At 60.6% G+C, this 25052-nt stretch carries 18 protein-coding genes; 13 read left to right on the top strand and 5 right to left on the bottom strand.

What is annotated here, in order from left to right; translation table 11 throughout:
* Positions 1-68 precede the first annotated feature (68 nt).
* The 8 genes from THECO_RS22105 (at position 69) to ltrA (THECO_RS02390) (ending at position 10507) form a co-directional block, all read left to right on the top strand.
* Positions 69-911, top strand: a complete 843-nt coding sequence (locus tag THECO_RS22105) for an MGH1-like glycoside hydrolase domain-containing protein (protein WP_052835803.1) — start codon at positions 69-71, stop codon at positions 909-911.
* A complete protein-coding gene (locus THECO_RS22110) occupies positions 845-1447 on the top strand; it encodes a hypothetical protein (RefSeq protein ID WP_052835804.1) in 603 nt (200 codons plus the stop codon). The genes THECO_RS22105 and THECO_RS22110 overlap by 67 nt, the downstream gene beginning before the upstream one ends.
* Before the next feature lie 244 nt (positions 1448-1691).
* Positions 1692-3542: a cache domain-containing sensor histidine kinase gene (locus THECO_RS02365; RefSeq protein ID WP_015253464.1), complete on the top strand. Its 1851-nt coding sequence runs from the start codon at positions 1692-1694 to the stop codon at positions 3540-3542.
* Positions 3511-4290, top strand: coding sequence for a response regulator transcription factor (locus tag THECO_RS02370; RefSeq protein ID WP_015253465.1), 780 nt, complete (start codon positions 3511-3513; stop codon positions 4288-4290). The genes THECO_RS02365 and THECO_RS02370 overlap by 32 nt, the downstream gene beginning before the upstream one ends.
* Before the next feature lie 29 nt (positions 4291-4319).
* Positions 4320-5615: an extracellular solute-binding protein gene (locus tag THECO_RS02375; RefSeq protein ID WP_015253466.1), complete on the top strand. Its 1296-nt coding sequence runs from the start codon at positions 4320-4322 to the stop codon at positions 5613-5615.
* Between the two features lie 108 nt (positions 5616-5723).
* Positions 5724-6818 carry a stalk domain-containing protein gene (locus THECO_RS02380; RefSeq protein WP_015253467.1) on the top strand — a complete coding sequence of 365 codons (1095 nt, stop codon included), beginning with the start codon at positions 5724-5726 and terminating at the stop codon, positions 6816-6818.
* A gap of 780 nt (positions 6819-7598) precedes the next feature.
* Positions 7599-8594 carry a group II intron reverse transcriptase/maturase gene (gene ltrA / locus THECO_RS02385; RefSeq protein WP_232427773.1) on the top strand — a complete coding sequence of 332 codons (996 nt, stop codon included), beginning with the start codon at positions 7599-7601 and terminating at the stop codon, positions 8592-8594.
* 521 nt (positions 8595-9115) lie between these two features.
* Complete coding sequence (ltrA, locus tag THECO_RS02390; RefSeq protein WP_015253469.1) at positions 9116-10507, top strand: group II intron reverse transcriptase/maturase; 1392 nt, start codon at positions 9116-9118, stop codon at positions 10505-10507.
* Positions 10508-10612: 105 nt separating this feature from the next.
* Here ltrA (THECO_RS02390) and THECO_RS02395 read toward each other — a convergent pair whose 3' ends face one another.
* Positions 10613-11953, bottom strand: coding sequence for an ABC transporter substrate-binding protein (locus THECO_RS02395; RefSeq protein WP_015253470.1), 1341 nt, complete (start codon positions 11951-11953; stop codon positions 10613-10615).
* Positions 11954-12191: 238 nt separating this feature from the next.
* A complete protein-coding gene (locus THECO_RS22460; RefSeq protein ID WP_015253471.1) occupies positions 12192-13046 on the bottom strand; it encodes a C40 family peptidase in 855 nt (284 codons plus the stop codon).
* Positions 13047-13365: 319 nt separating this feature from the next.
* Between THECO_RS22460 and THECO_RS02405 the strand changes: the two genes are divergently transcribed.
* Entirely contained in the window at positions 13366-14658 is a 1293-nt protein-coding gene (locus THECO_RS02405) for a homocysteine synthase (protein WP_015253472.1), read from the top strand.
* A gap of 36 nt (positions 14659-14694) precedes the next feature.
* Here THECO_RS02405 and THECO_RS02410 read toward each other — a convergent pair whose 3' ends face one another.
* Together THECO_RS02410 and THECO_RS02415 are read right to left on the bottom strand one after the other, a co-directional pair.
* Positions 14695-15564 (bottom strand): polysaccharide deacetylase family protein, encoded by an 870-nt coding sequence (locus THECO_RS02410; RefSeq protein ID WP_015253473.1) that lies wholly within the window; start codon positions 15562-15564, stop codon positions 14695-14697.
* Positions 15561-16895 carry a 6-phospho-beta-glucosidase gene (locus THECO_RS02415; protein WP_015253474.1) on the bottom strand — a complete coding sequence of 445 codons (1335 nt, stop codon included), beginning with the start codon at positions 16893-16895 and terminating at the stop codon, positions 15561-15563. The genes THECO_RS02410 and THECO_RS02415 overlap by 4 nt, the downstream gene beginning before the upstream one ends.
* A 113-nt stretch (positions 16896-17008) precedes the next feature.
* On the opposite strand from THECO_RS02415, the gene THECO_RS02420 reads away from it, so the two are divergent.
* A complete protein-coding gene (locus THECO_RS02420) occupies positions 17009-17995 on the top strand; it encodes an N-acetylglucosamine kinase (protein ID WP_041853759.1) in 987 nt (328 codons plus the stop codon).
* Positions 17996-18310: 315 nt separating this feature from the next.
* On the opposite strand, the gene THECO_RS02425 is transcribed toward THECO_RS02420, so the two are convergent.
* Entirely contained in the window at positions 18311-19282 is a 972-nt protein-coding gene (locus THECO_RS02425; protein ID WP_015253476.1) for a transposase, read from the bottom strand.
* A gap of 375 nt (positions 19283-19657) precedes the next feature.
* Between THECO_RS02425 and THECO_RS02430 the strand changes: the two genes are divergently transcribed.
* The 3 genes from THECO_RS02430 to THECO_RS20340 are packed head-to-tail and all read left to right on the top strand — an operon-like array spanning position 19658 to position 25017.
* Positions 19658-21820, top strand: a complete 2163-nt coding sequence (locus THECO_RS02430; protein WP_015253477.1) for an alpha-galactosidase — start codon at positions 19658-19660, stop codon at positions 21818-21820.
* A complete protein-coding gene (locus THECO_RS02435) occupies positions 21817-22566 on the top strand; it encodes a CBM35 domain-containing protein (RefSeq protein WP_015253478.1) in 750 nt (249 codons plus the stop codon). Before THECO_RS02430 ends, THECO_RS02435 begins: the two co-directional genes overlap by 4 nt.
* An 18-nt stretch (positions 22567-22584) precedes the next feature.
* Positions 22585-25017 carry a sialate O-acetylesterase gene (locus tag THECO_RS20340; RefSeq protein ID WP_198285769.1) on the top strand — a complete coding sequence of 811 codons (2433 nt, stop codon included), beginning with the start codon at positions 22585-22587 and terminating at the stop codon, positions 25015-25017.
* Positions 25018-25052 lie beyond the last annotated feature (35 nt).

Raw genomic sequence — 25052 nt, forward strand, 5'->3', positions numbered from 1 at the left:
CCGATATTACGCTTATGACGAACCGGAATTCACCGGTTTGGACGACGGATGGAACGGAGGAGAACCTGTTGCCGGAACAAGCGGAATTGCTTGATCGGCTCCGCGCGGCGGATTCACTCGCGGCATTGGAACCGGCGGGAGCCGCGGCCTCGCCGGCCGGCGCGGCGCTGCTGGACGAGTTCGCCGCATCCGGGGTCAAGTTCGCCACATCCCGCGGGTTGCTGGACCGCGCCTGGCGGAAGGCGGTCGAGCTGCTCGCTCTGTGCGTCGATGCGGACGCCGCCGGGAGGCCCGTGCTGCAGGAGGGCGGCGTCTACCGGGGCTGCTGGCTGGAGAGTACCGGCACGATCAACGCGGAGGTGCTGGCGCGGTTCTGTCCGCAGACGGCGGAGGCGACGTTCCGGCAAATCGCGGATCTGCAGCGGGAAGACGGCCTGATTCCGTACAAGGTGACGGGCGGCTCCGCGGTGTTCAAGCAGATCCAGCTCGTGACGCCGCCCGCGCGCAGCGTCTGGCACCACTACCTGCTGAACGGCCGGGACAAGGCGTTCCTTGTGCACATGTACCGGGCGCTGGCGCGCTACGACGAATGGCTGGCCCGCCATCGCAACACGCGCGGGACGGGCTGCGTGGAGGCGTTCTGCGCCTTCGACACGGGGCACGACCTGTCGCCCCGGTTCTGGCATATCCCGGACACGCCTTATCGGGACGACCCGGCCGCCTGCGATCCGGACTCGCCGCTCCTTCCGCTGCTGGCGCCGGATCTGACGGCCAGCGTCTTCTGCGGGCGCCGCTACCTCGCCCGGATGGCCGCGGAGCTCGGGGATGAGGCCGCGGCCGCAAGGTGGCGGGATGCCGCGGAGGAGACGCGCCGCGGGCGTTCGACCACTACGGCCGGTTCGTCGAGCTGACCTGGGTGATTCACCCGATCCTGGCGGCGATGGCGCGGATCGAGCGGTTCGGGCAGGTGCTGAGCCCGTGGACGGGCGCGGAAGGATACACCGAAGCGTATTCTCCCGCCATCCTGTGCCTGCTCGACTATGTCGAACGGCTGTGCGGCATTCTGCCGGCGCCGGAAGGCGAGCTGTGGTTCACGGGCCTCTTGCCGAAGGGCATGGACCACGGCGTGCAGCTTGCGGACGAGACGGCGTACAGCCGGATGGTCGACGGACATCGGTACGAGCTGCACAACACGCGGGAGACGATGGCGGTCTGCAAGGACGGACGGCTGCTGCTGACCGCTCCCGCGGGCGTGCGGGTGGTTACGGACCGGTCGGGCGCGCTGCGGGGCGTCATCGGCATGACGGTCCGGCCGGTGGAAGGCGTGATCCGGACGGAAGATGCGGAGTTGCCGTTTTGCGCCGAAGGCAACGCGGTGCTGCGGTACGTGGACGGCCGGCTGCTTCCGGCCGCGTCGCCGGGCGTCGTGTTCCCGAATCACGGATGAATGCGGTAAGAACCGGATTTTTCCCTTTGTCGTCAATTCCCGGGAGGGCGGCGCCAGCCGTTATGACGGCACCGGGAATTTTTTGTTTTTTGTTAACCGGAGTTTCTGAATCTGATAACTTGCGATAAAATCTGAAGTGGCACGGTTCTGTCCGGCTTGACGTCGAATGGTCTCATTTCCTAAACTGCAAACAGACAAGATTTTACAAATGCCGGATGCCTGCAGCATGAAAGGCGGTGAGCCATTGCGAACGCCATTCGCGAGGGTCGTGCAGACGCTCCGGCTGCATCTTGCCGGACTCGGGCGGCTGCTAAGGCTGCACACGCTGCGCGGCCAGATGCTCGCCGGTTTTCTGTCCATCATGATCGTCATCCTGACCATCGTCGGATTCGTCATCTTCGATTCCGCTGCGAACCTGCTCAAGCAGAACGCGGAGACGCTGATCCGCCATGCCGCCGTGCAGGGCAACGGCCGGCTGGAGGCGATGATGAAGCAGATCGACTCCCTGTCGCTTCAGGCGGCGACCAACACCTATGTCCAGAACCTGCTGGGGGAAGTGGAGGACGGCTTCAAGCCTACCTTCCTGGATCGGCAAGGATTGCAGCCGGTCGCGGACCAGGTGATGCTCTACGGGAGCGGCATCCGTTCGGTGGAAATCTACACGAGCCAAGGCGACCGGCTGTTTCCGCTGGGCGGCGACGAGCTGTACGATGTCGTCGGGAGCGAGTTCATCGTGAAGGCCCATGAGCAACGGGGCGGCATGTACTGGATCGGCCTGTCTCAGGCCGGCGAGGACGAGGTGCTGGCGATCCGGCAGATTCATCTGATCCAGCGTTCGTTCGCACCGGCCGGCTATCTGCTTGTCCGGATCGACCGGCAGGTGTTCCGGCTGGACAGCCTCGGCGAAGACATGGGCGTCGGCGCCGTCTCGCTGCTGTTCGACCGGGACGGGCAGCTGATCGCGGCGACCGCGGACGACGCGTTGTCCGGCGCGGATTATGCCAGCCTGCTGGCCAGCGAAGACAAGACCGTGGAAATCAACGATCGGCATTACGTGCTCGTCAAGCAGCACTCGGACATTGCCGGCTGGACGCTGCTGATTCTGACGCCCGTCGAAGCCATTACGAAAGGCATATTCATTCTGCGCGCGGCCATCATCGTATCCGCGGCCATCGGTTCGGTCCTGTTCATCATTTTCTCGGTGCTGCTGTCCACCGCGATCACGCGGCCGGTTCTCCGCCTGATCAAGTCGATGCGCAGCGTCCGGTTCGGCGAACTGAAACCGGCCGAACACATCTCCTCGACGGCGGAAATCGGCGAGCTGGTCCACACCTACAACCAGATGGTCGGCAACATGAAGGAACTGATCCGGCTGGTCTACGAGAAGGAGATCATGCAGAACCGGGCCGAGTTGAAAGCGCTGCAGGCGCAGATTCATCCGCATTTTCTGTATAACACGCTGGAAGCGTTGTACTGGTCCCTGCTGGAGAAAAATGAAGACGAGCTCGCCGATTACGTGGTGGCGCTTTCCGAACTGTTCCGCTACACGATCACGGGGCACAACCGTGAGGAATGGGTGACGCTCGCCGAAGAGCTCGAGCAAATCCGGCGCTATCTGCTCATCATGGGCATGCGGTTCGGCGACCGGCTGTCGTGGCGCATCGATTCGGAGATGGACGACAACCGTCTGCTGCTGCCGAAGTTGATCATTCAGCCGCTCGTGGAGAACGCGATCCAGCACGGCATCGAGAACAAGATCGGTGCGGGATTCGTCTCGGTGACGGTGAAGCGCTCGCAGGAACCCGGCTATTTTCACGTTATCGTCGAGGACGACGGGGCGGGGATGAACGAAGAGAAGCTTCGGAAAATCCGCTCCAAGCTCGCCATGGGCGCCGACAAGGCGATGGAATCATCCGGTTACGGCATCACCAATGTGCAGCAGCGGCTGCGGCTTCATGCACGCAGTGAGACGGCAAACATAAGCGTGCTTGCCATCGAGAGCCGCGAGGGAGAGGGCACGACCGTCACCTTGACGATACCGATCCGGACGGAGGTTGTAGAACATGAACCCGCATACCATCTTGATCGTGGATGATGAGCCTCGCACGCGCACCGGGCTCTCCCGGATACTGGAAGCGTGGAACGGCGGCCGCTATGCGATCCGGGCGGCCGCGGACGGCCGCGAAGCGCTCGGCATCCTGGAGCGCGAACGGGTGCGGCTCCTGATCACCGACATCAAGATGCCGGAGATCAGCGGGCTGCATCTGGCCGACACCTTGAAGGCGATGCCGGAAGAGGAGCGGCCGGCGATCATCCTGATCTCGGGCTACGCGGAATTCGAGTTTGCCCAGCGGGCGATTCAGCTCGGTGTCGTCGATTACCTGCTCAAGCCGATCGGGCGGGAGAAGCTGATCTCGGCTGTCGAGCGGGCTCTGGCCCAGGCCGAAGAGCGGGCGCGCATCGGCAGGATGGAGAAGGTGGTGGACCGCGAGCTGCTTCAGACCGGCGATACCGGCAGACCGCTCAGCGATCCGGTGCGGGAAGCGCTGGAATACATTGACGAAAATCTCGATCAGCCGTTCACGATGCGCGACGCCGCAACCCGCGTCCATCTCAATCCGAGCTACTTCAGCGTATTGTTCAAGGACGAAATGGGCATGACGTTCAGCGAATACGTGACGCGCAGGCGGCTGCAGCGCGCGAAGGACATGCTGCTGCGCACGAAGCTGACGGTCGCGGAGATCGCGGAGCGCGTCGGGTATCAGTCGGCGAAACATTTCGCGAAGATGTTCCGCCAGTATGAAGGCAGCAGCCCGGGAGACTACCGCAATCATTCGTCCTGAGGGCGCCTGATCGGAAAGGGGGACAGATCGTGAAGATCCGCATCCCGGCGGCGGCATCGGTCATGCTGATCGCCGCGCTGCTGCTTGCGGCCTGCGGCAGCGGCGAAGCACCCGCGGCGAACGCGGGCGAGAGCGTGACGATCCGGCTGATGTCGCCGTGGCCGCACATCGGATCGTTGCAGAACGAACTGGTCGAACGCATTATCGAGGAGTATATGGACGAGCATCCGGGTGTCACGGTCAGTCTGGAAGCGCTTGAAAACGAGTTGTACAAGGACCGGCTGAAAGTGCTCTCCGCATCGAACGCGCTGCCGGATGTCGGATTTACTTGGGCGGCGGGATTTCTCGATCCCTACGTGGAAGGCGGCCTGTTCACCCCGCTCGACGACCTGCTGGAGGATGAGCTGGGCGGACAGTTCGTCTCCGGCACGACGGAGGCGTACGAGAAGAATGGCATGACCTACGCGGTGCCGGTCGAACTGAACATCGTGCCGGTATTCTACAACAAGGACATTTTCGCGCGCTGCGGTCTGGTCCCCCCGCAGACGTTCGACGATCTGAAGGAGGTCATCCGGCGCTTGAACGAGGCCGGCGTGACGCCGATCGCGCTGGGCGGCAAGGACGCCTGGACGCTGTCCTTCTGGTTCATGTATCTGGTCGACCGGGTCGGCGGAGCGGATCTGCTGGATCAGTCGATCGCGATGTCCCGGTTCACCGATCCCCGGATTGTCGAAGCGGCCCGGCTGACGCAGGAACTGGTGGAGCTGGACGCTTTTCACGACGGATTCATGGGCATGTCCAATGAAGAGGCGAAGGCTGCATTCATGGCGGAACAGGCGGCCATGTTCGCAATCGGCACATGGGAAGTGCCGAATTACACGACGAATCCGAACGTTGCGGAATCGTTCAAGGATAAAATCGGCTTCTTCCCCTTCCCGCTCGTCGAAGGCGGCAAGGGGGAGCTGAACAACTGGATCGGAGGCCCCGGTCTCGGCCTGTTCGTGGCGGAGAACTCGAAGGTGAAGGAAGAGGCCAAGCAGTTCGTCGCCTATTTCGTCAAAAAATGGGGAGAACGCGCCGTGACGGAGGCGGGCATCATTCCAGCGACAAAAGTGAACACGCGTTCTGTTCACCTGCCGCGGATGTTCAGCGATCTGCTGAACGAACTGCGGACGGCGAACAAGGTGACGCTGTACGCGGACGTGCAGATGAAACCGGTTGCGGCCGAGGAACATTACACGCTTGTTCAGGCGCTGTTCGGCGGGGCGGTCTCGCCGGAAGAATTCGCGCGCAGGCAGGAGATGGCGCTGATCAAGAGCCGCTGAACCGGACCGGACAAAAAATGTCGGGGGCTGGCTGTAACCTTTTCGGGGAATGCTCCGTCTGTGAAGGTGCAATTGCAGCACTTTGTGGAAGGGAGCGATGAGAAAACCATGCGACAACCCCGGAAATGGCTGGCCGTCATGACGACGGCGGGATTGCTCGTTGCAGCGGCTTCGGCCGGCGCAGACGGAATCGGACAGAAAATCAGCGGGTGGCTGAGGCCCGATATCATCGTTGCCGTTGACGGCGCCGAAACCGGAATGAAGCCGGTCATCATTGAAGGCAAAGCTTATCTCCCCGCCCGCGGCATCGCGGAAGCGACGGGATATGAAATCCATTGGAAAGGCAACCGCATCGAACTGTCGGGTGCGGAGGACGAGGAGCAGTACATGACGTTCACGGGCTACATCAACGGCGTGACGCAGGACGGCGACCGGTGGCGGATTGATGTGATCGGTCCGGACAATTGGCTCATCCTGTACGCGGACAAGGAGACGGTGCTCACCGATGCGGAAGGCAAGCCGTTCGCCGCGGAAGATCTCGCGCCGGGCATGGCCATCGAAGCGGAATACGGCCCGATGGTGGCGATGAGCTATCCCGCTCAGTCGCATGCCGCGTCCATCAAGGTCATGCAGCAGCATCTGGTGGCCAAGCAGGTCATCCATTCGGTCGAGAAGACGGAGGACGGCTGGCGCATCGGGCTTGCCGACGAGGAAGGCGGAGAAGTCAAGCTGGTGCTCCTTGCCGGTCCGGAGACGCTGATCGTCCGCTCCGACAAGCAGCCGGCGGATGCGGAGCTGCTTGAGCCGGGGCTGGTGGTGCGCGCCTATTACGGCCCGGCCGTCATGAAGAGCCTGCCTCCGCAGAGCCACGCGCAGTACATCGAAGTCGACGACCAGCGCGAATGGTTGGCGCCGGCGGAAGAGCAGGAGTACCGCGAGCTCGCCTGGAAGCAGCTTTCGGATGAGGACAAAGCGCACCTGATCACGGCGAAGGATGAGGCATTGGTCGAGCTGATTGACGCCGCGAACGCGGCCGTCATCCCGCTGGAAGGGAAGGAGCGGCTGCTGGAGGACATCCGCGCGAACGGCGGCAAGCTGGTCGCCGTAACATACAAGACGGATCAGGACGCGCTGCTCGGACCTGTCACGGTTCTCTTCGACCCGGAGACGAAAGAAGTCATCGGGCACATCGTCAGAATGTAAATCATCTTCGGCTTATCGGAGAATAGAAGAACTGCCGGCTGGATGCCGGCAGTTCTTTTTGCGGTACGGCGTGCCCAGAAAGCACGTATCTTCTAGCCGGTGAAAGTCCGGCCACGGGAGGGGCCAAGCCCCCGTGTAGCCAGGATGCCTGCGTACGGCGAAATCCGTGCGTAGAAGCGCATCGACGAAAGTACCTGTCAGAGACAGGGCGAGCAACATGTCAGGCCGTAACATCAAGTGAATCCTGCCGCGTCGTCAAAAAGGCCTCGCAAGAGGGAAAAGAGGAAGCCGAGCCCCGCGTACATGGGCGAAGGCCACGGAAGCTGCCGGGAACCTGGAGCGGCAGCAAAGAATCCTCCGGCGTAGAGGGAGCGGCACGACATGAAAGAAGATACCGTGAACTGGGGAGACCCTCCCCTGCACGGAACAATTCCGTAAAGAGGCACTCTATTAAGCCCAAAAGGTGAAGTGAGCGGCCTGCAGGAAGGGAGTCCGAGGGGGTTATAGTACCGAGGAACGCAGGACAACACAACCTGCGGGAGGGAAGGACCCCTGCTTTGTTCAAGACGCGACGATTCCACGCACTGTATGACAAGATCTATCGAACGGATATGTTATGGGAGGCATGGCGAGCAGTCAAGGCGAACCGTGGAGCGGCAGGAGTCGACGGAGAAACCATCGCGGATATCGAAAATCAGGGCGAAATCGCCTTTGTGAAAGAATGCCAACGCCTTCTCCGGGAGGGTCGATATCGTCCCGCAACCGGTACGCCGCCAGTACATCCCCAAGGCGGACGGGAGGAAACGGCCGCTTGGCATACCGACGATACGGGACCGTGTCATTCAGATGGCAACCAAACTCGTGCTGGAACCAATCTTTGAAGCGGATTTCCAGGACTGTTCCTTCGGCTTTCGCCCCAAGCGTGGAGCGAAGCAGGCGCTGGAACGCATACGCAAAGCCTGCAACCGGAAAGGGAACTGGGTAGTCGACATCGACATCCAAGGATACTTCGACAACATCAACCAAGAGAAACTGATGAAGCTGGTAGAAATGCGCATCAGCGACCGAAGGGTCCTAAAGCTGATCCGGCAATGGCTCGGGGCAGGCGTGATGGAGGAAGGGAACGTCAAACGTTCGGACCTCGGCACACCGCAGGGAGGAGTGATCTCGCCGATATTGGCGAACATTTACCTGAACTACTTCGACCGATTGTGGGAAAAGCACGGGAAGGAAGTCGGGGTACTCACCCGGTACGCGGATGATTTTGTCATCGTGTGCAAGACGAAGAAAGACGCCCGGCACGCCTGCCAGTTGGTTAGGGCAATTATGGAACGTCTGGAACTGACCTTGCACCCGACGAAAACGCGGATCGTGGGGATGTGGACAGGAGAGGAAGGGTTTGACTTTCTTGGACTGCATCACCGGAAGGCGAAAGCGGCGACGTCGCGGAACCAGGCGTATTACACCACGCAGCAATGGCTGAGCGCGAAAGCGGAGAAGCACATTTGGGAAGTGGTGAGAGAACGGCTTGGAACGGCGACCATGCGGCATAAGTCGATTCAAGAACACGTGGACTGGTTAAATCCGAAGATTCAAGGATGGAAGAATTACTACATGACGGCATACAGCCACCGCAAGATGGCGAAGCTGGACTGGTATATTCTTATGCGGTTGACGCGCGGGTACGCGAAAAAGCACCAGCGGCGGAACTGGCGTAGTTGCTGGCACAAAGTGAAACACATTGCCAATGTCTGTGGACTAAAGAAGCTCTGCTAGTTGCATGCACATGAATGACGAACATCGGAAAGCCGTATGAGGGAAAACCTCACGTACGGTTTGATGAGGAGGGGCTGGAATCCCCAGCCCTTTACTCTAGCCCGGCATGGGCGTCATCTCTACGGTGAAAGTCCGGAATGGGGGCTGGCGAGCGCCTACCATTAGCCGAGGGCAAGGGTGTCGGTCGCGAGGCCGAATCTGAAGGAAGCCTAAGGCAAACGCACGGGCCAAGGTACACGAACTGGATTCGAGGCAGGGTTAGTCGGATGAGTTGCCAGCACACAACGAAATCCAAAGCCGCCAAGGACTAATCCTGTAAACTCCAGTGGTCGCGGGCGGAAAGATGACGCTCTTATCCGGGGAGGCCTGCGGAATACGCGAAGTGACTTCATGCGCGAAGTGACTTCGTAACCGCAGCCGGGAGGCTGCGCTGAATCCGCAGGAGTCAGCAGAGGCCATAGTACGCGAGTACGGGACGTAAGGAAAGCGGAAGGGCCAAACCGAAAGGAGAGAGGAAACCGATGCGTTCGCGCGACGGGCATAGACAGCAGAATACCTCGCAAGAGGGCTGCCAGCGGGAGGTAGCGGTGAAGCCGCAAGGGACCGTTGGAGTGCCGAGTCCGTTGCCGGCACAAATCGCCCCTTCCTCTCGCAAAGCACAGGACGACTTGCTGGAGAAGATGCTGGAAAGGGAGAACCTCTTGAAGGCCTACAGGAAAGTGGTACAGAACGGAGGAGCCCCCGGTGTGGACGGGGTAACGGTAACGGAGTTACAAGCTTACCTGAACACACACTGGGAAGCGGTGAAAGCCGCACTCCTTGCGGGAACGTACAGCCCCTTGCCCGTCAGACGGGTGGAAATCCCCAAACCCGGAGGCGGCGTACGGCTGCTCGGCATCCCGACCGTGATGGACCGTCTTCTCCAGCAAGCGCTTCTGCAAGTGATGGAACCGATCTTTGACCCGCATTTCTCATGGCACAGCTACGGCTTCCGGCCGGGGAAGCGCGCGCACGATGCGGTAAGGCAAGCGCAGCAGTATATCCAAAGCGGCCTCCGCTGGGTCGTGGACATGGATCTGGAGAAGTTCTTCGACCGTGTGAACCACGACATCCTGATGGCGAGAGTCGCGCGGAGGATAGACGACAAGCGCGTGCTCAAACTGATTCGCGCTTACCTTAATGCCGGGGTTATGGCCGGGGGTGTGGTCGTGAGAACGGAAGAAGGCACGCCGCAAGGCGGCCCGCTCAGTCCGCTTCTCGCCAACATCCTGCTGGACGATTTGGACAAAGAACTGACCAGACGAGGACTGCACTTCGTCCGCTATGCGGACGATTGCAACATCTTCGTGGCCAGCAAGCGGGCCGGGGAACGGGTCATGGAATCGGTGATCCGATTTGTGGAAGGAAAGCTGAAACTGAAAGTGAATCGGGACAAAAGCGCGGTAGACCGGCCGTGGAACCGAAAGTTCCTCGGCTTCAGCTTCCTGTCGAACAAGCAGGCCACAATCCGTCTGGCTCCCAGGACGATTCAGCGTTTCAAGAAGAAAGTCCGGGAGATAACGGACCGCTCGCGCCCGCTGACGATGGAAGAACGGATTAACCGACTGAACCGCTTCATGATGGGATGGATCGGTTATTTCCGCCTGGCTGCCGCCAAGAACCACTGTGGTAACCTCGACGCATGGATGCGCAGGCGACTACGCATGTGTCTGTGGAAACAATGGAAGAGACCCAGGACCAGATTGCGTAATCTCCGTGCACTCGGCGTGCCCGAATGGGCGGCTCGAATGATGGCGAACTCACGCCGTGGTCCGTGGGAAATGTCCCGTAACACAAACAATGCCCTTCCGACTTCCTACTGGGAAGCGAAAGGGCTGAAAAGTCTGCTTTCTCGTTACCTTGAGCTTTGTTAACCTTCGGAACCGCCGTATGCGGACCCGCATGTACGGTGGTGTGAGAGGTCGGGGGCTTGCCGCCCCCTCCTACTCGATTATGGGAAGCCTCTGCGGGAGAGGAGATCAGCCTGCGGATGCCGCCTTGGCTGCGGTCTCTTCGCCCATTTTCGCGATGTTTTCGTAAGCTTGCTCGACCGTTTGCTGACCGAATTGGACGGCTTCGATTTGCGCTTTGAAGTAGTCCGTCCACTCCGTCCAGCCCGCTGCCGTACCGTAGAACGGAAGCGCCTTGTCGACCGATACGTCGTACAGTTCCTTGCCGATGATGTCGCGGCGCTGCATATCCGGTTCGAGCAGTTTGTAGATCGCTTCGTTGATCGGAATGCCGCGCGTCAGACCGAGCGTTTTGCCGGCTTCTTCGTCCGTGATGAACCATTTCACGAACTTCTTCGCTTCTTCCAGATCCGGCGTGTTGGCATAGACGGACAGGAAGATCGTCGATTGCGCCCAGCCGCCGCCCGCGGGACCCGTCGGGACGTTGACGACGCCGACTTGACCCGGAAGCAGGTCTTCCAGCGCGCTGACCGAACCGACCGACGCGCCGCGCGTCATCACTTTGCCGGATGCCATCGGGTCGGCCTGCGGGTCGTTCTCGAGGAACGAAGCGGACATTTCCGCCGGCGGTACGATGCCTTGTTTGCGGAATTCGGCTAACGTGTTGAAGAATTCAATGAACAGCTCTTTGTCCAGGTTGAACTTCTTGCCGCCGTCTTCCATGATCGGGCCTTTGCCCATTGCCGTTTGATAGTATTGATAGCCGTCCCACGTGTTGACGTCGCCGATCGGGTAGATGCCTTCCGGGAGTTTCTCGCGAGCTTCTCGAGCCCAGTTGAAGTAATCTTCCCAGGTCCAGTCTTTCCACGGGAGCTTGATGCCGTACTCTTCGAGCTTCGTCTTGTTGTAGGCGTAGCCTTGCGCGTTCAGGGAGAGCGGAATGCCGTACAGCTTGCCGTCGATCTTCAGGTTCTCGATGACGTTGTCCGCGACGATACCCGACAGATCGATGTCGGACAGGTCGGCGAGAACGCCCTTCGAAGCATAGTCCTGAATGTACGCTGCGTCCATTTGCAGCACGTCCGTTACGGTCTTGGATGCGACAAGCGTCGGCAGTTTTTGCCAGTACGCGTCCCATGCCATGTATTCCGGCTTGAACGTGACGTTCGGATTTTGCTTCGTATAAACGTCAAGCGCAGCGAGCGTCGCTTCGTGGCGCGCGTCCGGCCCCCACCACATGATGCTCAGTTCCGTGCTGCCGCCGCTTGCGCCGCCGCCGCTGTTGCCGCCGGCGGACCCGTTGCTGCCGCTGTTGTCCTTCTTTCCGCCGCCGCCGCATGCCGTCACGACGAGGGCCAGAGCAAGCAGCATGAGGGCCAGACCTTTGGACCATGCTCGTCTCTGTTTCATCTTTACGAATCCCCTTTCTTCCAAATGGAATGAAGTGTAAACCCTGTGCCTCCCGGGCAATGCCGGAGCGTAAAGCGTTTACACTTCTACAATATCGTGATGTTCCGTTGATTTGCAGATGACGATTCTCAGAATTGTTGGATTTCTGTTAGATTTTTTTGCAATATGCGCCATGGCTCGACTCCCGTATTATGCGCAGGACCTGTGCGGGATATACCCGCACAGGTCCTGGAGCAAGCTACAGCACGCGGCGCGCCGTCTTGTATTTGGATTTCCAATAGCCGGAATTCAGCGTGTTGATGCCGACCTTGTTGACCGGCGAACTGTGGATGAAGTCGCCTCCTCCGATATAAATGCCGACATGATTGATGCTGCCGTTACCGTCCGTGTCGAAAAAGACAAGATCGCCGGGCGCAAGATTCGACTTGGAGACGTACTTGCCTTGTTTCGACTGGGCGCTGCTTGTCCGCGGCAGCTTGAAGCCGTGATGCCGGTTGTAGACCAGCTGTACAAACGCCGAGCAGTCCGAATATTTGTAATTCGTGTTCCAGGGTTCGGCGCCATATTTATAGGTGAATTTGCCGAGATACGATTTCGCCGTATTCACGATGGCGGAAGCGGACTTGCTTGCGGTGCCGGAATTCGAACCCGAAGAAGACGAATAATTGAAATAGTTTGCGGATGCGTAACCGATGGTTCCGTTATAGTTGACCTTCAGCCAGTACGCGTTCACTTGTTCGAGTACGGTGACGGTGTTGCCTTTGCTTATGAATCCGATTTTGCTGCCGCTTGTGCTCGGTGCTGACCGGAGATTGACTCCGCTTTTGGCAGTGGCGGTTTTGCCGCTTGTGCCCGCTATGTAGATCTTGCCGTCCTTCGTCTGTACCTTCAGCCAGTAATCGTTGACCTTCTGAATAACGTGGATGTCTTCACCTTTGCTTAGCAGCCGATATACGGATGCGCTCGTATTCGGTGCCGACCTGAGGTTGACTCCCGAGATCACCTCGGTCTCATACGTTGCGGCCGAGGCTTGTCCGGCGAAAATTCCTGCCGCCAATGTCAGGGATAAGCCAAGACTGGTCAAACGTTTCATTATTGCTCATCTCCTCCTTTGCAATTCATGCTAACGCAAAAAAAGTGGAGGGGAAACGATAAAAAATTACCAGTTGCAGTTGATTAAATTCCAAATTATGTATTTTTGCAACATATCTCTACATTAATAAAATGGGGCGCGGTTTGCAGCACAGATTTGCCAATGTCTTCAAGGCCGGCGGGATGAGAATCTTCTCATCCGGGACAAAAAATTCCATTGACATTATTAAGAGAGTGGAATACTTTGGATTTATGCTGATACCGTCAACGGGACAAGCAATGAATTGCCATATCCTGCATGAATAAGGAGGATTTCAAGCATGACCGAGGAACGCAAACCCCGCATTGAGACGTTGGCCGTGCATGCCGGTCAGGAGATCGATCCGACGACCGGTTCGCGGGCGGTCCCGATCTACCAGACGACATCGTACGGTTTCCGGGACGCCGATCATGCCGCGAACCTGTTCGCGCTTCGGGAATTCGGCAACATCTACACGCGCATCATGAACCCGACCACGGATGTCTTCGAGAAGCGCGTGGCAGCGCTTGAAGGCGGCGCCGCTGCGCTGGCGACCGCGTCCGGTCAGGCGGCCATCACGTATGCCATCCTCAATATCGCGGGTGCCGGGGACGAGATTGTATCCGCCTCCAGCCTCTATGGCGGCACGTACAACCTGTTCGCCATCACGCTGCCGAAGATCGGCATCACCGTGAAATTCGTCAACCCGGACGATCCGGAAAACTTCCGGCGCGCCATTACGGACAAGACCAAAGCGCTTTACGCCGAGACCATCGGCAATCCGCGCGGCGACGTGCTCGATATCGAAGCGGTTGCCCGCATCGCGCATGAGCACGGCATTCCGCTCATCGTGGACAACACGCTGCCGAGCCCGTATCTTTGCCGTCCGATCGAGCACGGCGCCGACATCGTCGTTCATTCCGCCACGAAGTTCATCGGCGGACACGGCACGTCGATCGGCGGCGTCATCGTCGACGGCGGCCGCTTCGACTGGAAGGCGAGCGGCAAGTTCCCGGGCCTGACGGAACCGGACCCGAGCTACCACGGCGTCGTCTACACGGATGCCGTCGGACCGATCGCCTACATCATCAAGGCGCGCGTCCAGCTGCTCCGCGACATGGGCGCTTCGCTGTCGCCGTTCAACGCGTTCCTGCTGCTGCAGGGGCTGGAGACGCTGCATCTGCGCATGGAGCGCCACAGCGCGAACGCGCTGGCTGTCGCGAAGTTCCTCGAATCGCATGAAGCGGTGGAATGGGTCAACTATCCGGGACTCGAAAGCCATCCGTCCTACCAGCTTGCGCGCAAATATATGCCGGGCGGTCAAGGCGCCATCCTGACCTTCGGCATCAAGGGCGGCGTCGAAGCGGGACGGAAAGTAATCGACAATGTCAAGCTGTTCTCGCATCTGGCCAATGTCGGCGACTCGAAGTCGCTGATTATCCATCCGGCAAGCACGACGCACAGCCAGCTCGAAGGCGAAGAGCTGCTGTCCACCGGCGTGACGCCCGGCATGATCCGGCTGTCGGTCGGCACGGAGCATATCGACGACATTATCGCCGATCTCGAACAAGCCATCCGCGCAAGCCAGGCCTGATGAGCAAACAAGCGGCCCCGAACGTCATCCCGGCGTTCAGGGCCGCTTTCTCAATTGCTCGTCTCCAGGATCCATTCGGTACGCCAGCCGAGGTGGCGGCACATCCGCTCGAGCCGGCGCATGTCGCGCCGCGTTTCGATCCGTGCGCAGCCGCGCTTCCTCCGGCGCCCCCGCCGGCCGCCAATCTTCCGCCGGCAGATCGGGACCATCCGCCGGAACGGTGATGCTGAGCCGCCATGACCGGTACCCGGGATGCCGGCTGAGCGCCCGCAGCATGTCCGATACGACAACGGCCTTAAGCCCCCGCTCGGCGGCGGCATCCAGAATGACGGGCAATGCGCCCGGCGTGCCGCGCGCAATATCGTTGCAATGGTGGACGACGACAATGCCGCTTTCCAAGGCTGGCGCCACATTCGCGGCGATGGATTCCGCGTCAATGCCCGCCCAATCGCCGGAATCGAAGCCCCCGACCGCGACATAGCCGATCCCGCTCAGCCATTGCAGATTGCGCTCGCGATAATGCAGGTAGGGAAAACGGAAAAACGCCGGGGCCGGACGCCCCGTCGCTTCCTGGTATGCGATTTCCGCAAGCCGGATTTCTTCGAGGAACAGCGCCTGATCTTCGATCTCGCCCATGCGGCGGTGATGATAGCTGTGATGCGCGAGCTCGTGTCCTCGGGCGATGATGCGGCGTGCGAGGCGGGGATGACGGTCCAGCCACTCCCCGGTGAAAAAGAACGTTCCCCGCGCGCCCTTGTCCTCCAGCGCCTTCAGCCAGCGTTCGATCGGCACGAGATCCGGCCCGTCGTCGAACGTCAGCGCAAACGCCGGCACATCCGCCCGCCCGGCATCGAGGGTTGCCCGGCCTGTGTCCGGTTGGACGGCATGGAAGACAGACCGGCTCATGTCCGTCCTTCCTCCCGAACCCGGAACCGGGGCAGGTAGGCCGCATGCGCTTCCAGCAGTTCGTCGAGCAGCTTCCGCGCCGCTTCCGCCGATCCGACGAGCGGGTGGATCGTCAGCGCTTGCAGCGCCGCGTCCCTGTCGCCGTGCACCGCCGCTTCCACCGTCAATTCTTCGTAGGCTTTCACGACCTGCAGCAGGCCGCGGATCTGCGGCGTGACGGGCGTAGACGGCGGCACCGGATGCGCTCCGGCCGCATCGATGACGCAGTTCACTTCGATCGATGCGTCATCCGGCAGGCAGCGGATCGCGCCGCCGTTCCGGACGTTGACGGTCTGGATGTCTTTCCGGTTGTTGCGAATCGACGAGATGAGATTGACGGCGGCTTCCGAGTAATAGGCGCCGCCCCGCTGCTCGAGCTGCGGCGGTTTGACCGCGAGTTCAGGATCTTGGTACAGCTCGAACAATTCGGCTTCGACTTTCTTCACGACCTCCGCGCGCGTACCGCTCTCTTGCAGCTCCTGAAGCTGTTTTTTCAGCATCTCTTCTTTCATGTAGTAATAACGATGGTAACTGCAGGGCAGCGCGCCGATTGACCGGAGCAGTTCGGCATCCCAGCCGAGGTCGGGAATATTCTTCATCGTCAGGCCGGCTGATCCCGCCGCCCGCCGCAACAGCTCATCCGTTACATCGCGCCCCTCGACGGCAATGCGCGTCACCCAGTTCAAATGATTGATGCCGGTCCACTCCAGATCGACGGCCTCCGCGTCGACCCCGAACAAACGGGCGATCTGCTTTCGCGTGCCGATCGGAAGATTGCACAGGCCGATCGTGCGGACATTCGAATATTTGAGTGCCGCTTCGGTCACCATGCCGGCGGGATTCGTGAAATTGATCAGAAAAGCGTCCGGCGCCAGTTCCTCGATATCCCGGCAAATGTCGAGAATGACCGGAATCGTGCGCAACGCTTTTGCAAAGCCTCCGGCGCCGGTCGTCTCCTGTCCGATAAATCCGTGCTTCAGCGGAATGGCCTCGTCCTTCGCGCGGGCGTCCAGCAAGCCGACCCTGAGCTGCGTCAGCACGAAATCCGCGCCCTGGATGGCGGATCTGCGGTCCATCGTCAGCTTCACCCGGATCGGTTTGCCGGCCTTTTCGACCATCCGTCGGGCAAGCGCGCCGACAATCTCCAGCTTATGCCGTCCTTCTTCAATGTCAACCAACACGAGTTCTTCAACAGGCAACTCTTCAAATCGCTGAATGAAGCCTTCCACCAGTTCCGGCGTATAGGATGAACCGCCGCCGATCACCGCGATTTTCAGCGGATTTCGCGCCATACCGCACCTCCGTGCATAAAAGTCACTTGTCATGATATAGTGGAAAGGAGGAGCAGTCAATGAATCGGACAGAAAATTGCAAGCGCTTTTATTGGGTGGAGGAGGAAGAGCCATTGACCCTGATCCTTGGCGTTGACGGCGGCGGTTCTAAAACGCGCGCCGTTGTAACGGACGATAGCGGAGTCATACGCGGCGAAGGACAGGCGGGCTGCGGGAACCACCAGACGAGCGGCATCGATGCAGCATTGGCCGAGATCCGCGCCGCGGCCGAACAAGCGGTTCACGAAGCGGGCGCGGCGCCGGATGAGATTGCGGCAGTCTGTTACGGATTGGCCGGAGCGGATCGGCCGGCCGATTTTGCGGTCTTGCGCCCGGCGCTCGCCTCGCTGCCCTACCGGAACTGGGATGTCGTGTGCGACACCATGACGGGACTGCGCACGGGCAGCCCCGACGGCATCGGCGTTGTGCTCGTCTGCGGCAGCGGCACGAACGCCGCCGGACGAAACGCGCGCGGCGAGACGATCCAGACCGGCGGATTCGGCTATCTGTACGGCGACGCGGCGGGCGGTTCCCATATGGCGGAAGAGACATTCCGGGCCGCGGTCCGTTCGTGGGAACTGCGGGAGATTCCAAGCCGGCTCACGCAAGACGTGCCCGCATGGTACGGGTTCGAAACGATGGAGCAACTGGTCAACGACTGGCTGGACCGCGGCATTTACCATGTCTCGTCTGACCTCACCCTGGTGCTGCACCGCGCGGGGGAAGCGGGCGACGAACTGGCGGTCCGCCTGCTCCGCAGCGCCGGTCGTGAACTCGGTCTGGCCGCCGCGTCGGTCATCCTCCGATTGGGCGGATTCGCCGCATTCGGAAGCCGTCCGATCCCGATCGTCCTGACCGGCTCGGTCTTGCAGAAAGGCCGCAGCCCGCATCTGCTGGGCGCGTTGGAAGAGACGTTGCGCGACAGAGCCGGGGCGCCGTTCGAACTCGTCATCCCGAAGATCGAACCGGTATTCGGTGCGGTGCTGCTGGCCATGGACCGTCTCGGCTTCCGGGCTCCGCAAGACGCCTTGCAGCGTTGGGCTTCAGAATCTCCGCGATAACGCCACGAGAGCGGATCGGCGCCGGCAGCGGAGCGAGCGGGCATTCGAGGGTATCCGGGGCATTTGAGGCATACAGGGCATAAGGGCATACGGGCATACAGGGCATGCAAGGCATGGTGTCGTTCTCCGGCCTTTTTGTCCATATCCCCGTCGCTCAGCAAGTTGGAGTGAACCTCATACCGTATGCATCGCTCAACAAGCCAATCCGCCATTCACCGAGGCGAACATTTCATCCGGCAAATTATTCACCTGGTGAAAAATTTGCACGGCAAACGGTTGCCGGCGCGCAATTCGCGACTGTTCTTCCTTTCGGAATTATTGTCCCGATGCCTGCGGCAGCAATCGGGCGGCAAGCGCCTTCAATTCGGCAATCATCCGGCGCGTATTCCGGTACGTCTCCCAGTCCGGGCGGCCGGGTACGGGACGGGCCCTCAACTGTTTTCGGGTCGGTGCGCCGGAAGCGGCGGCCAAATGCAGCAGGTGCCGTTCCGCATTCTGTCCCCGGCTGGATTGATTGAAGCGATAGGCATACTCATTCAAATAAGCTTGCCGGTACTTGGCTCCTACGCCCCGGTGTACGGAATTGATGCCGCAACCGATGTCCATGGCGATTTTCCACAGAGAAAAAACGCGTGTCCGTCCCAGTGTGTCGGTGCGCAAATCGACCGCGGACCGGCTTCGGTCCACATGTTTTTCGATAAAGCGGAGGGCGCCTTGGGGTGTAATCTTCCATTGGTAGGTGTCCCCGCCTGTGTCCTGCATCAGCTTGATCCCCAGCACATGTCCATCAGGGCCGCCTTCCATGCTGCCGCCGATCACGAAAGGATGTTCGCGATCGCTGAGGTTCCTCACCCACGGCAAGGGTCGGGGACCGGCGTTGCCGAGTTGAAGCCGGACGAGCCCGGTCAGTCGGTCAAGCTCTTCGTGGCGGGACATGGCGCTGCGCAGCTTGTGCAGCATGAGCCAAGCCGTCTTGTAGGTCACGCGGATCTGGTCGGCAAGCGCGGCGGCGCTTATCGGCCGGGAAGAGATAAGCGCGATGGCGGTGAACCATTTTCGCAGGGGAACGCGGCTTCTCTCCATGACGGTGCCGGAAATGAGCGAGCATTGACGGCGGCAAGACGCGCAGGCGAACAGCGGGAGCCGACGTCCGGATATGCGATAATGTGCCGTGCTGCCGCATCCCGGGCACCGGAAACCGCCGGGCCAGCGCGCTTGCATCAGGAGATCGGCGCATTTCTGTTCCGGGTAATCGAGAAATCGAAGTGCCGGCTCATTCGCGAACATCCCCGCTCAGCCCCCTGACAATTGTGACTGATCCCATTATACCAAACATATGTTCTCATTTCAATGGTTGGTTGGGTATTTTTGAATGATTTTCCGGGACGCGTCTTGTATTCGGTCAAATCAGGGAACAATGAATTCCGCTGCATCGCCGCATGAGCGAACGGGATATGGATGAAAAGCATCCTGGCGGAGTTCGGCTGCTGAGCGAAGGGGATATGGTCAAAAAGCGGCGGAAAGAGCATCACTAGTCCGAGAAGCACCGCATTCTCACTTCCGACATTTATCCATGCAGACAATACGTTATTCCATGCCTGCCGCATGTTCCAATATGTTACAAAAAAATTGAGAAAATTTTGTTCAAAAGGAGCGGCGGATATGGCGATACATATCGATGAAAGAGCTGGCCTTTTTCACCTGCAAGGCAAAGATGTCAGTTATGTGATGCAGGTTGTGGACGGATATCCGGTTCACCTGTACTGGGGGAAGAAGCTGCGCGCGGACGGCAATCTGCAGGACATGCCGGGGCTGCCGAAGCATCGGAATCTGGACCAGATGCCGCAGGAATATTCGCAGTACGGCAGCGGCGACTTCCGCTCGCCGGCCTATCAGGTGCAGCTCGAAGACGGGTCGCGCATTACGGAACTGGTGTATCAAGGCTATCGAATCATTCCGGGCAAGCCGAGGCTCGAAGGACTGCCCGCAACCTATGCAGAGGCCGATGACGAGGCGGAGACGCTGGAGATCACACTGGCGGACGCGTATTCCGGCCTTCGGGTCGCGCTCTTGTACACGGTGTTCAAGGATTCGAATGCGATTGCCCGTTCCGCCCGGCTGATCAACAGCGGGAGCGGGCGGCTGAAACTGCTGCGCGCGCTCAGCATGAGCGTCGATATGGACATCCCGGATTACGAAGCGGTCTATCTCGCGGGCGCCTGGGGGCGGGAAGCGCATCTGCAGCGGCGGCCGATCGGACCCGGCGGCACGAGGATCGAGAGCCGGCGCGGGATGAGCGGCCATCAATTGAATCCGTTTCTTGCGCTGGCGGAGCCCGGGGCGGATGAGGATCGCGGCGAGGTGTACGGATTCAGCTTCGTTTACAGCGGCAATTTCCTCGCACAAGCGGAAGTCGATTCGATGCGGAAAGTCCGCGTTCAGGTCGGCATCAATCCGTTCGATTTCTGCTGGCTGCTGATGCCGGGCGAGTCGTTCCAGACGCCCGAAACGGTAATGGTCTATTCCGACAATGGTCTCGGCGGCATGTCGCGCACCTACCACAAGCTGTACCGGACCCGGCTGTGCCGCGGGGTCTACCGGGATCAGGTGCGGCCGATTCTCGTCAACAATTGGGAAGCGACGTATTTTCAATTCACTGCCGACAAGCTCGTATCCATCGCAAAAGCCGGCGCCGAACTCGGCATCGAGCTGTTCGTCCTTGACGACGGCTGGTTCGGCAAGCGCAACGATGACACGACTTCGCTCGGGGACTGGGTCGTGAACCGGGACAAGCTGCCGGACGGTCTGGAAGGTCTGGCGGAACGGATCAACCGGCTCGGCCTGAAATTCGGGATCTGGGTGGAACCGGAGATGGTTTCCCCGGACAGCGACCTGTACCGGGCACATCCGGACTGGTGCCTGCATGTCGAAGGCCGCAGACGGACGCTCGCCCGGACGCAGCTTGTGCTGGACATGTCCCGTCCGGACGTGCGGGAGCACATCTACGGAATGCTCAGCGCCATTTTCCGATCCGTGCCGGTCGCCTATGTCAAATGGGACATGAACCGCAGCCTGACCGAAATCGGCTCCGCGGCGGCGCCTCCGGAGCGCCAGGGAGAGATTGCGCACCGCCATATGCTCGGCGTGTACGAACTGATGGAGCGGCTGACAGGCGAGTTCCCGCATATTCTGTTCGAGAGCTGCTCGAGCGGCGGCGGGCGTTTTGACCCGGGGATGCTGTATTACATGCCGCAAACCTGGACCAGCGACAACACGGACGCGGTGGAGCGACTGAAGATTCAATACGGCACAAGTCTCGTCTATCCCGCGAGCGCCATCGGCGCGCATGTCTCCGCCGTTCCGAACCATCAGGTCGGGAGAGTGACGCCGCTCAAGATGCGCGGCGATGTGGCGATGTCGGGCAATTTCGGATACGAGCTCGATCTGACGAAGTTTACGGACGAGGAGAAGGAAGAGGTCAAACGGCAGGTCGCGCTCTACAAATCGATCCGGCCGATCGTCCAGCAGGGTGAGCTGTACCGGCTGCTCAGTCCGTTTGAGGGGAACGAGACTGCCTGGATGTTCGTAACGGAAGATCGTTCCGAAGCGCTGCTGTTTTACTTCAAAGTGCTCGCCGAACCCCATATGCCGAAGAAGCGTCTCCGCCTGAAAGGGCTCGATCCGCAGCGGGACTATGCGGTGGAAGGTTTCGGCACATTCGGCGGCGACCGGTTGATGCACGCGGGGCTTGCATTCCAGGTGCCGCCCGGAGACCATTTCAGCCTGGTGGTGCGCTTGCGCGATGCGGCGGGGGGCAAGGGATGAGCAAGGCCAGGCAGGTTCTGTGGACGGGGGCTGCAGCCGCAGCGGTTACGGCCGCCGCCGCGGCATTTTTGCTCCTGAAGGAGCCGCAGCCGGAGAAGGAGATGCAGCCGCTGCTGTTCGAAGCCGAAGCCGGTGTGCTGAACGGAGTTCATGCTGCTGCGGAATTGTCCGGCTACTCGGGTGACGGTTATGTAACCGGATTTGATGACGATGAAGATTCGCTGACGGTGTTCGTCGAAGCGCCGGAAGACGGGCTTTATGATATGTGGGTCGGTTACAGCAGTCCGGGCGGCGACAAGTATACAATGCTGTCGCTGGACGATCGCCAGGCGGCCGAGATCCGGCTGGCCGCTTCCGGGACATTCACGGAGGCGTATGCGGGCAAGTGGCTGCTCCGGACCGGGCGAAATGAAGTGCTTATCTCCCGCAACTGGGGATGGTACAATATGGATTACATCAAAATCCGCAAAGCCCGAAAGCGTCCGGAACACCGGGTCGTACGCCGACTGGTCAATCCGGACGCGACTCCGGAGACGGAGGAATTGTTGCTGGCGGCCATGACGGAGAACGGCCCCATTCCGGATCCCGATCTGCTGGTCAAGACCGAAACGCACTGGAGCTGGTTCTGCACCTGGAACGGCGATTTCATAAACGACGGCATTCAGAACAGCGAAGACCATATTCGGCATGTGTTGCATCATGAGTACGTTCTTACACTTGATGAAGTGAAGGAGCTCAGATCCTGAGATTACGGGGCGATGATCATGAACGATCGCGGAACGATTGCCACGCTTGCGGCGGCGGTGCTGCTGTTCGTCGGCGTTTTTGGTGCGATTATCATCTGGGAAACAAGCCGGCTGGACGATGCGCCGGAGCCGCGGCAGGTCCGTACCGATCATGCGGAGGATCGGACGGAGGGGCGGTCGGGTTCATCGCTCCTCATCGAAGCGGAATCGGCCGGTCTGAACGGTTTGACGACCGGCATGGATGGGAACGCATCCGGCGGTTGGTTCGTCGAAGGGTTCGACGCATCGGGCGACGTCCTCCGTTTTGAGCTGGATCTGGATAAAGCGGGCACGTATATGATCGTCGTCCGGTACAAGACGTATGGCGGGGACAAGCCGAACACACTGAGGCTGAACGGAGCCGCGCCTTTCCAATACACGTTCAAGGATTCGCGGGATTGGAACGATGCGGTCATCGGCCAATTTGAACTGAAGGAAGGAACGAACACGCTGGAGATCGCCAGCGACTGGGGCTGGATCGCGGTCGATTACGCGGAATTCATCGGCGGCGCCGGCGGTCCCGTCCGGTCGGTCGAGCTGATCCTGGAGGACGGGGCGGATTCGGGTCCGGCCGATGTGCCCGTAACGCTGGTCGCGCTTGCCGACAACGCTGCGGAATACCGCTTCTACGCCAGGGAAAGGAATGGCAATTGGCAGCCGATCAATGACTACGGAGATGCCCACCGCGTCATCTGGCTGCCTCCGCGGATCGGCAGTTATGAACTGAAAGTGGCCGCGCGCGGCATCGGATCGGGCGAGGAGGCAGAAGCGGAGGCGATCGTCTCGTATGCGGCGAGATCCGAACATGAGGGCAAGCCGCTTGTTCACCCGGTTTTCAGCGATCATATGGTGCTTCAGCGGGATGAGGAAGCATTCATCTGGGGCTGGGCTGCTCCGGGCGATCGGGTGACGGTTGCGCTCGACGGACAGACGACGTCGGCCACGGCCGACGCTTCGGGGAGATGGCGCGCTTCGCTGGGGGTTCATCCGGCGGGAGGACCGCATACGATAACGGTATCCTCGCGTTCGGGCAAAATCGAATTGAACGATGTCCTGTTCGGCGACGTCTGGCTGGCGTCCGGCCAATCGAACATGGAATGGCGGCTGTCGCAAGCCATCAACGCGGCGGACGAGATCCAGCGGGCGAATGAATCGCTGGTCCGCTATGTCAAATATGACGCGCGGACAAGCGCGGTGCCGCTGTCGGGAGCCGATCTCCGCCAGACCTGGCAGCCGGTGTCTCCGTTGACGGCGCCGAACCTGTCGGCGGTGGCCTGGTTCTTCGCCCGCGAGGTCACGCGGGAGACCGGCGTGCCGGTCGGCATCATATTCGCTGCCGTCGGGGGCACGAAGATCGAGACGTGGATGAGCCTGGAGGCGGTGCGGCAGGTTCCGCAGCTCAAGGCGGAAGCGGAAGCGGTTCGCATCGGCGTCGAGGCGATCGACGCCTTCACGTCGCCGACGGCGCTGTACAACGGCATGATCGCGCCCGTGGCGCCGTACCGGCTGAAGGGCGTGCTCTGGTATCAGGGCGAGAGCAACGGCGGCGAAGCGTCCTACCACCGGACGCTGAAGCTGTGGATCGATGACTGGCGGAGGACGTTCCGGGATCCTGGGCTGCCGTTCGTCATCATCCAACTGTCATCCTACGGCTCCCTGCAGAGCGTCAGCATGCCCGTGAACGACCGCTCGTGGTTCGCCATCGTGCGCGAAGCGCAGCTCAAGGCGGTGCAGGGCGATCCGCGCGCCTGTCTCGTGGTGACGACGGATATCGGCAACCCCGGCGATATCCACCCGACGAACAAGCAGGATGTCGGACGTCGGGCGGCAAGCTGCGCGCTCGGCACGGTCTACGGGCGGGATGTCGTGCCTTCCGGACCGATCTTCGAATCGATGACCGTCGAAGGAAACCGCGTCCGCCTCAAGTTCCGGCATGCCGAATCGGGGCTGATGGCCGGGCTGAAGGAAGGGCTCGAACCGGTGAAACCGGCACCGGATGGCGAGCTGCTCGGGTTCGCGGTGGCCGGGGAAGACGGCAAGTTCCACTGGGCCGAGGCGGAGATTGACGGCGATGAAGTGGTCGTCTGGTCCGATCAGGTCGAGGCTCCCGCAGTCGTCCGCTACAACTGGGCCGACTCGCCGATCGGCAATTTGTACAACCGCGCGGGCCTTCCGGCACCGCCGTTCCGGACGGACGGCAAGCCGGTGCTGGATGTGGTGAGCGGCGCGGGCGGCGGCACGTACGAGCCCGGCGAGACCGTGGAGATCATCGCCTATCCGCCGCAGCGCGGCCGATTCGTCCGCTGGATCGGCGATACGGCCAATGTGGAAGATGTGACGAGCCGCAAGACGACAATCGTAGTCCCGAATGCGCCTTATACGGTCGTCGCGCCGCTGTATGAGACCGACTGATGTATGCCGGCTTGATGCTGCGGGTTGTTTTTCGG

The organism is Thermobacillus composti KWC4, from assembly GCF_000227705.2.
GTDB lineage: Bacteria > Bacillota > Bacilli > Paenibacillales > Paenibacillaceae > Thermobacillus > Thermobacillus xylanilyticus.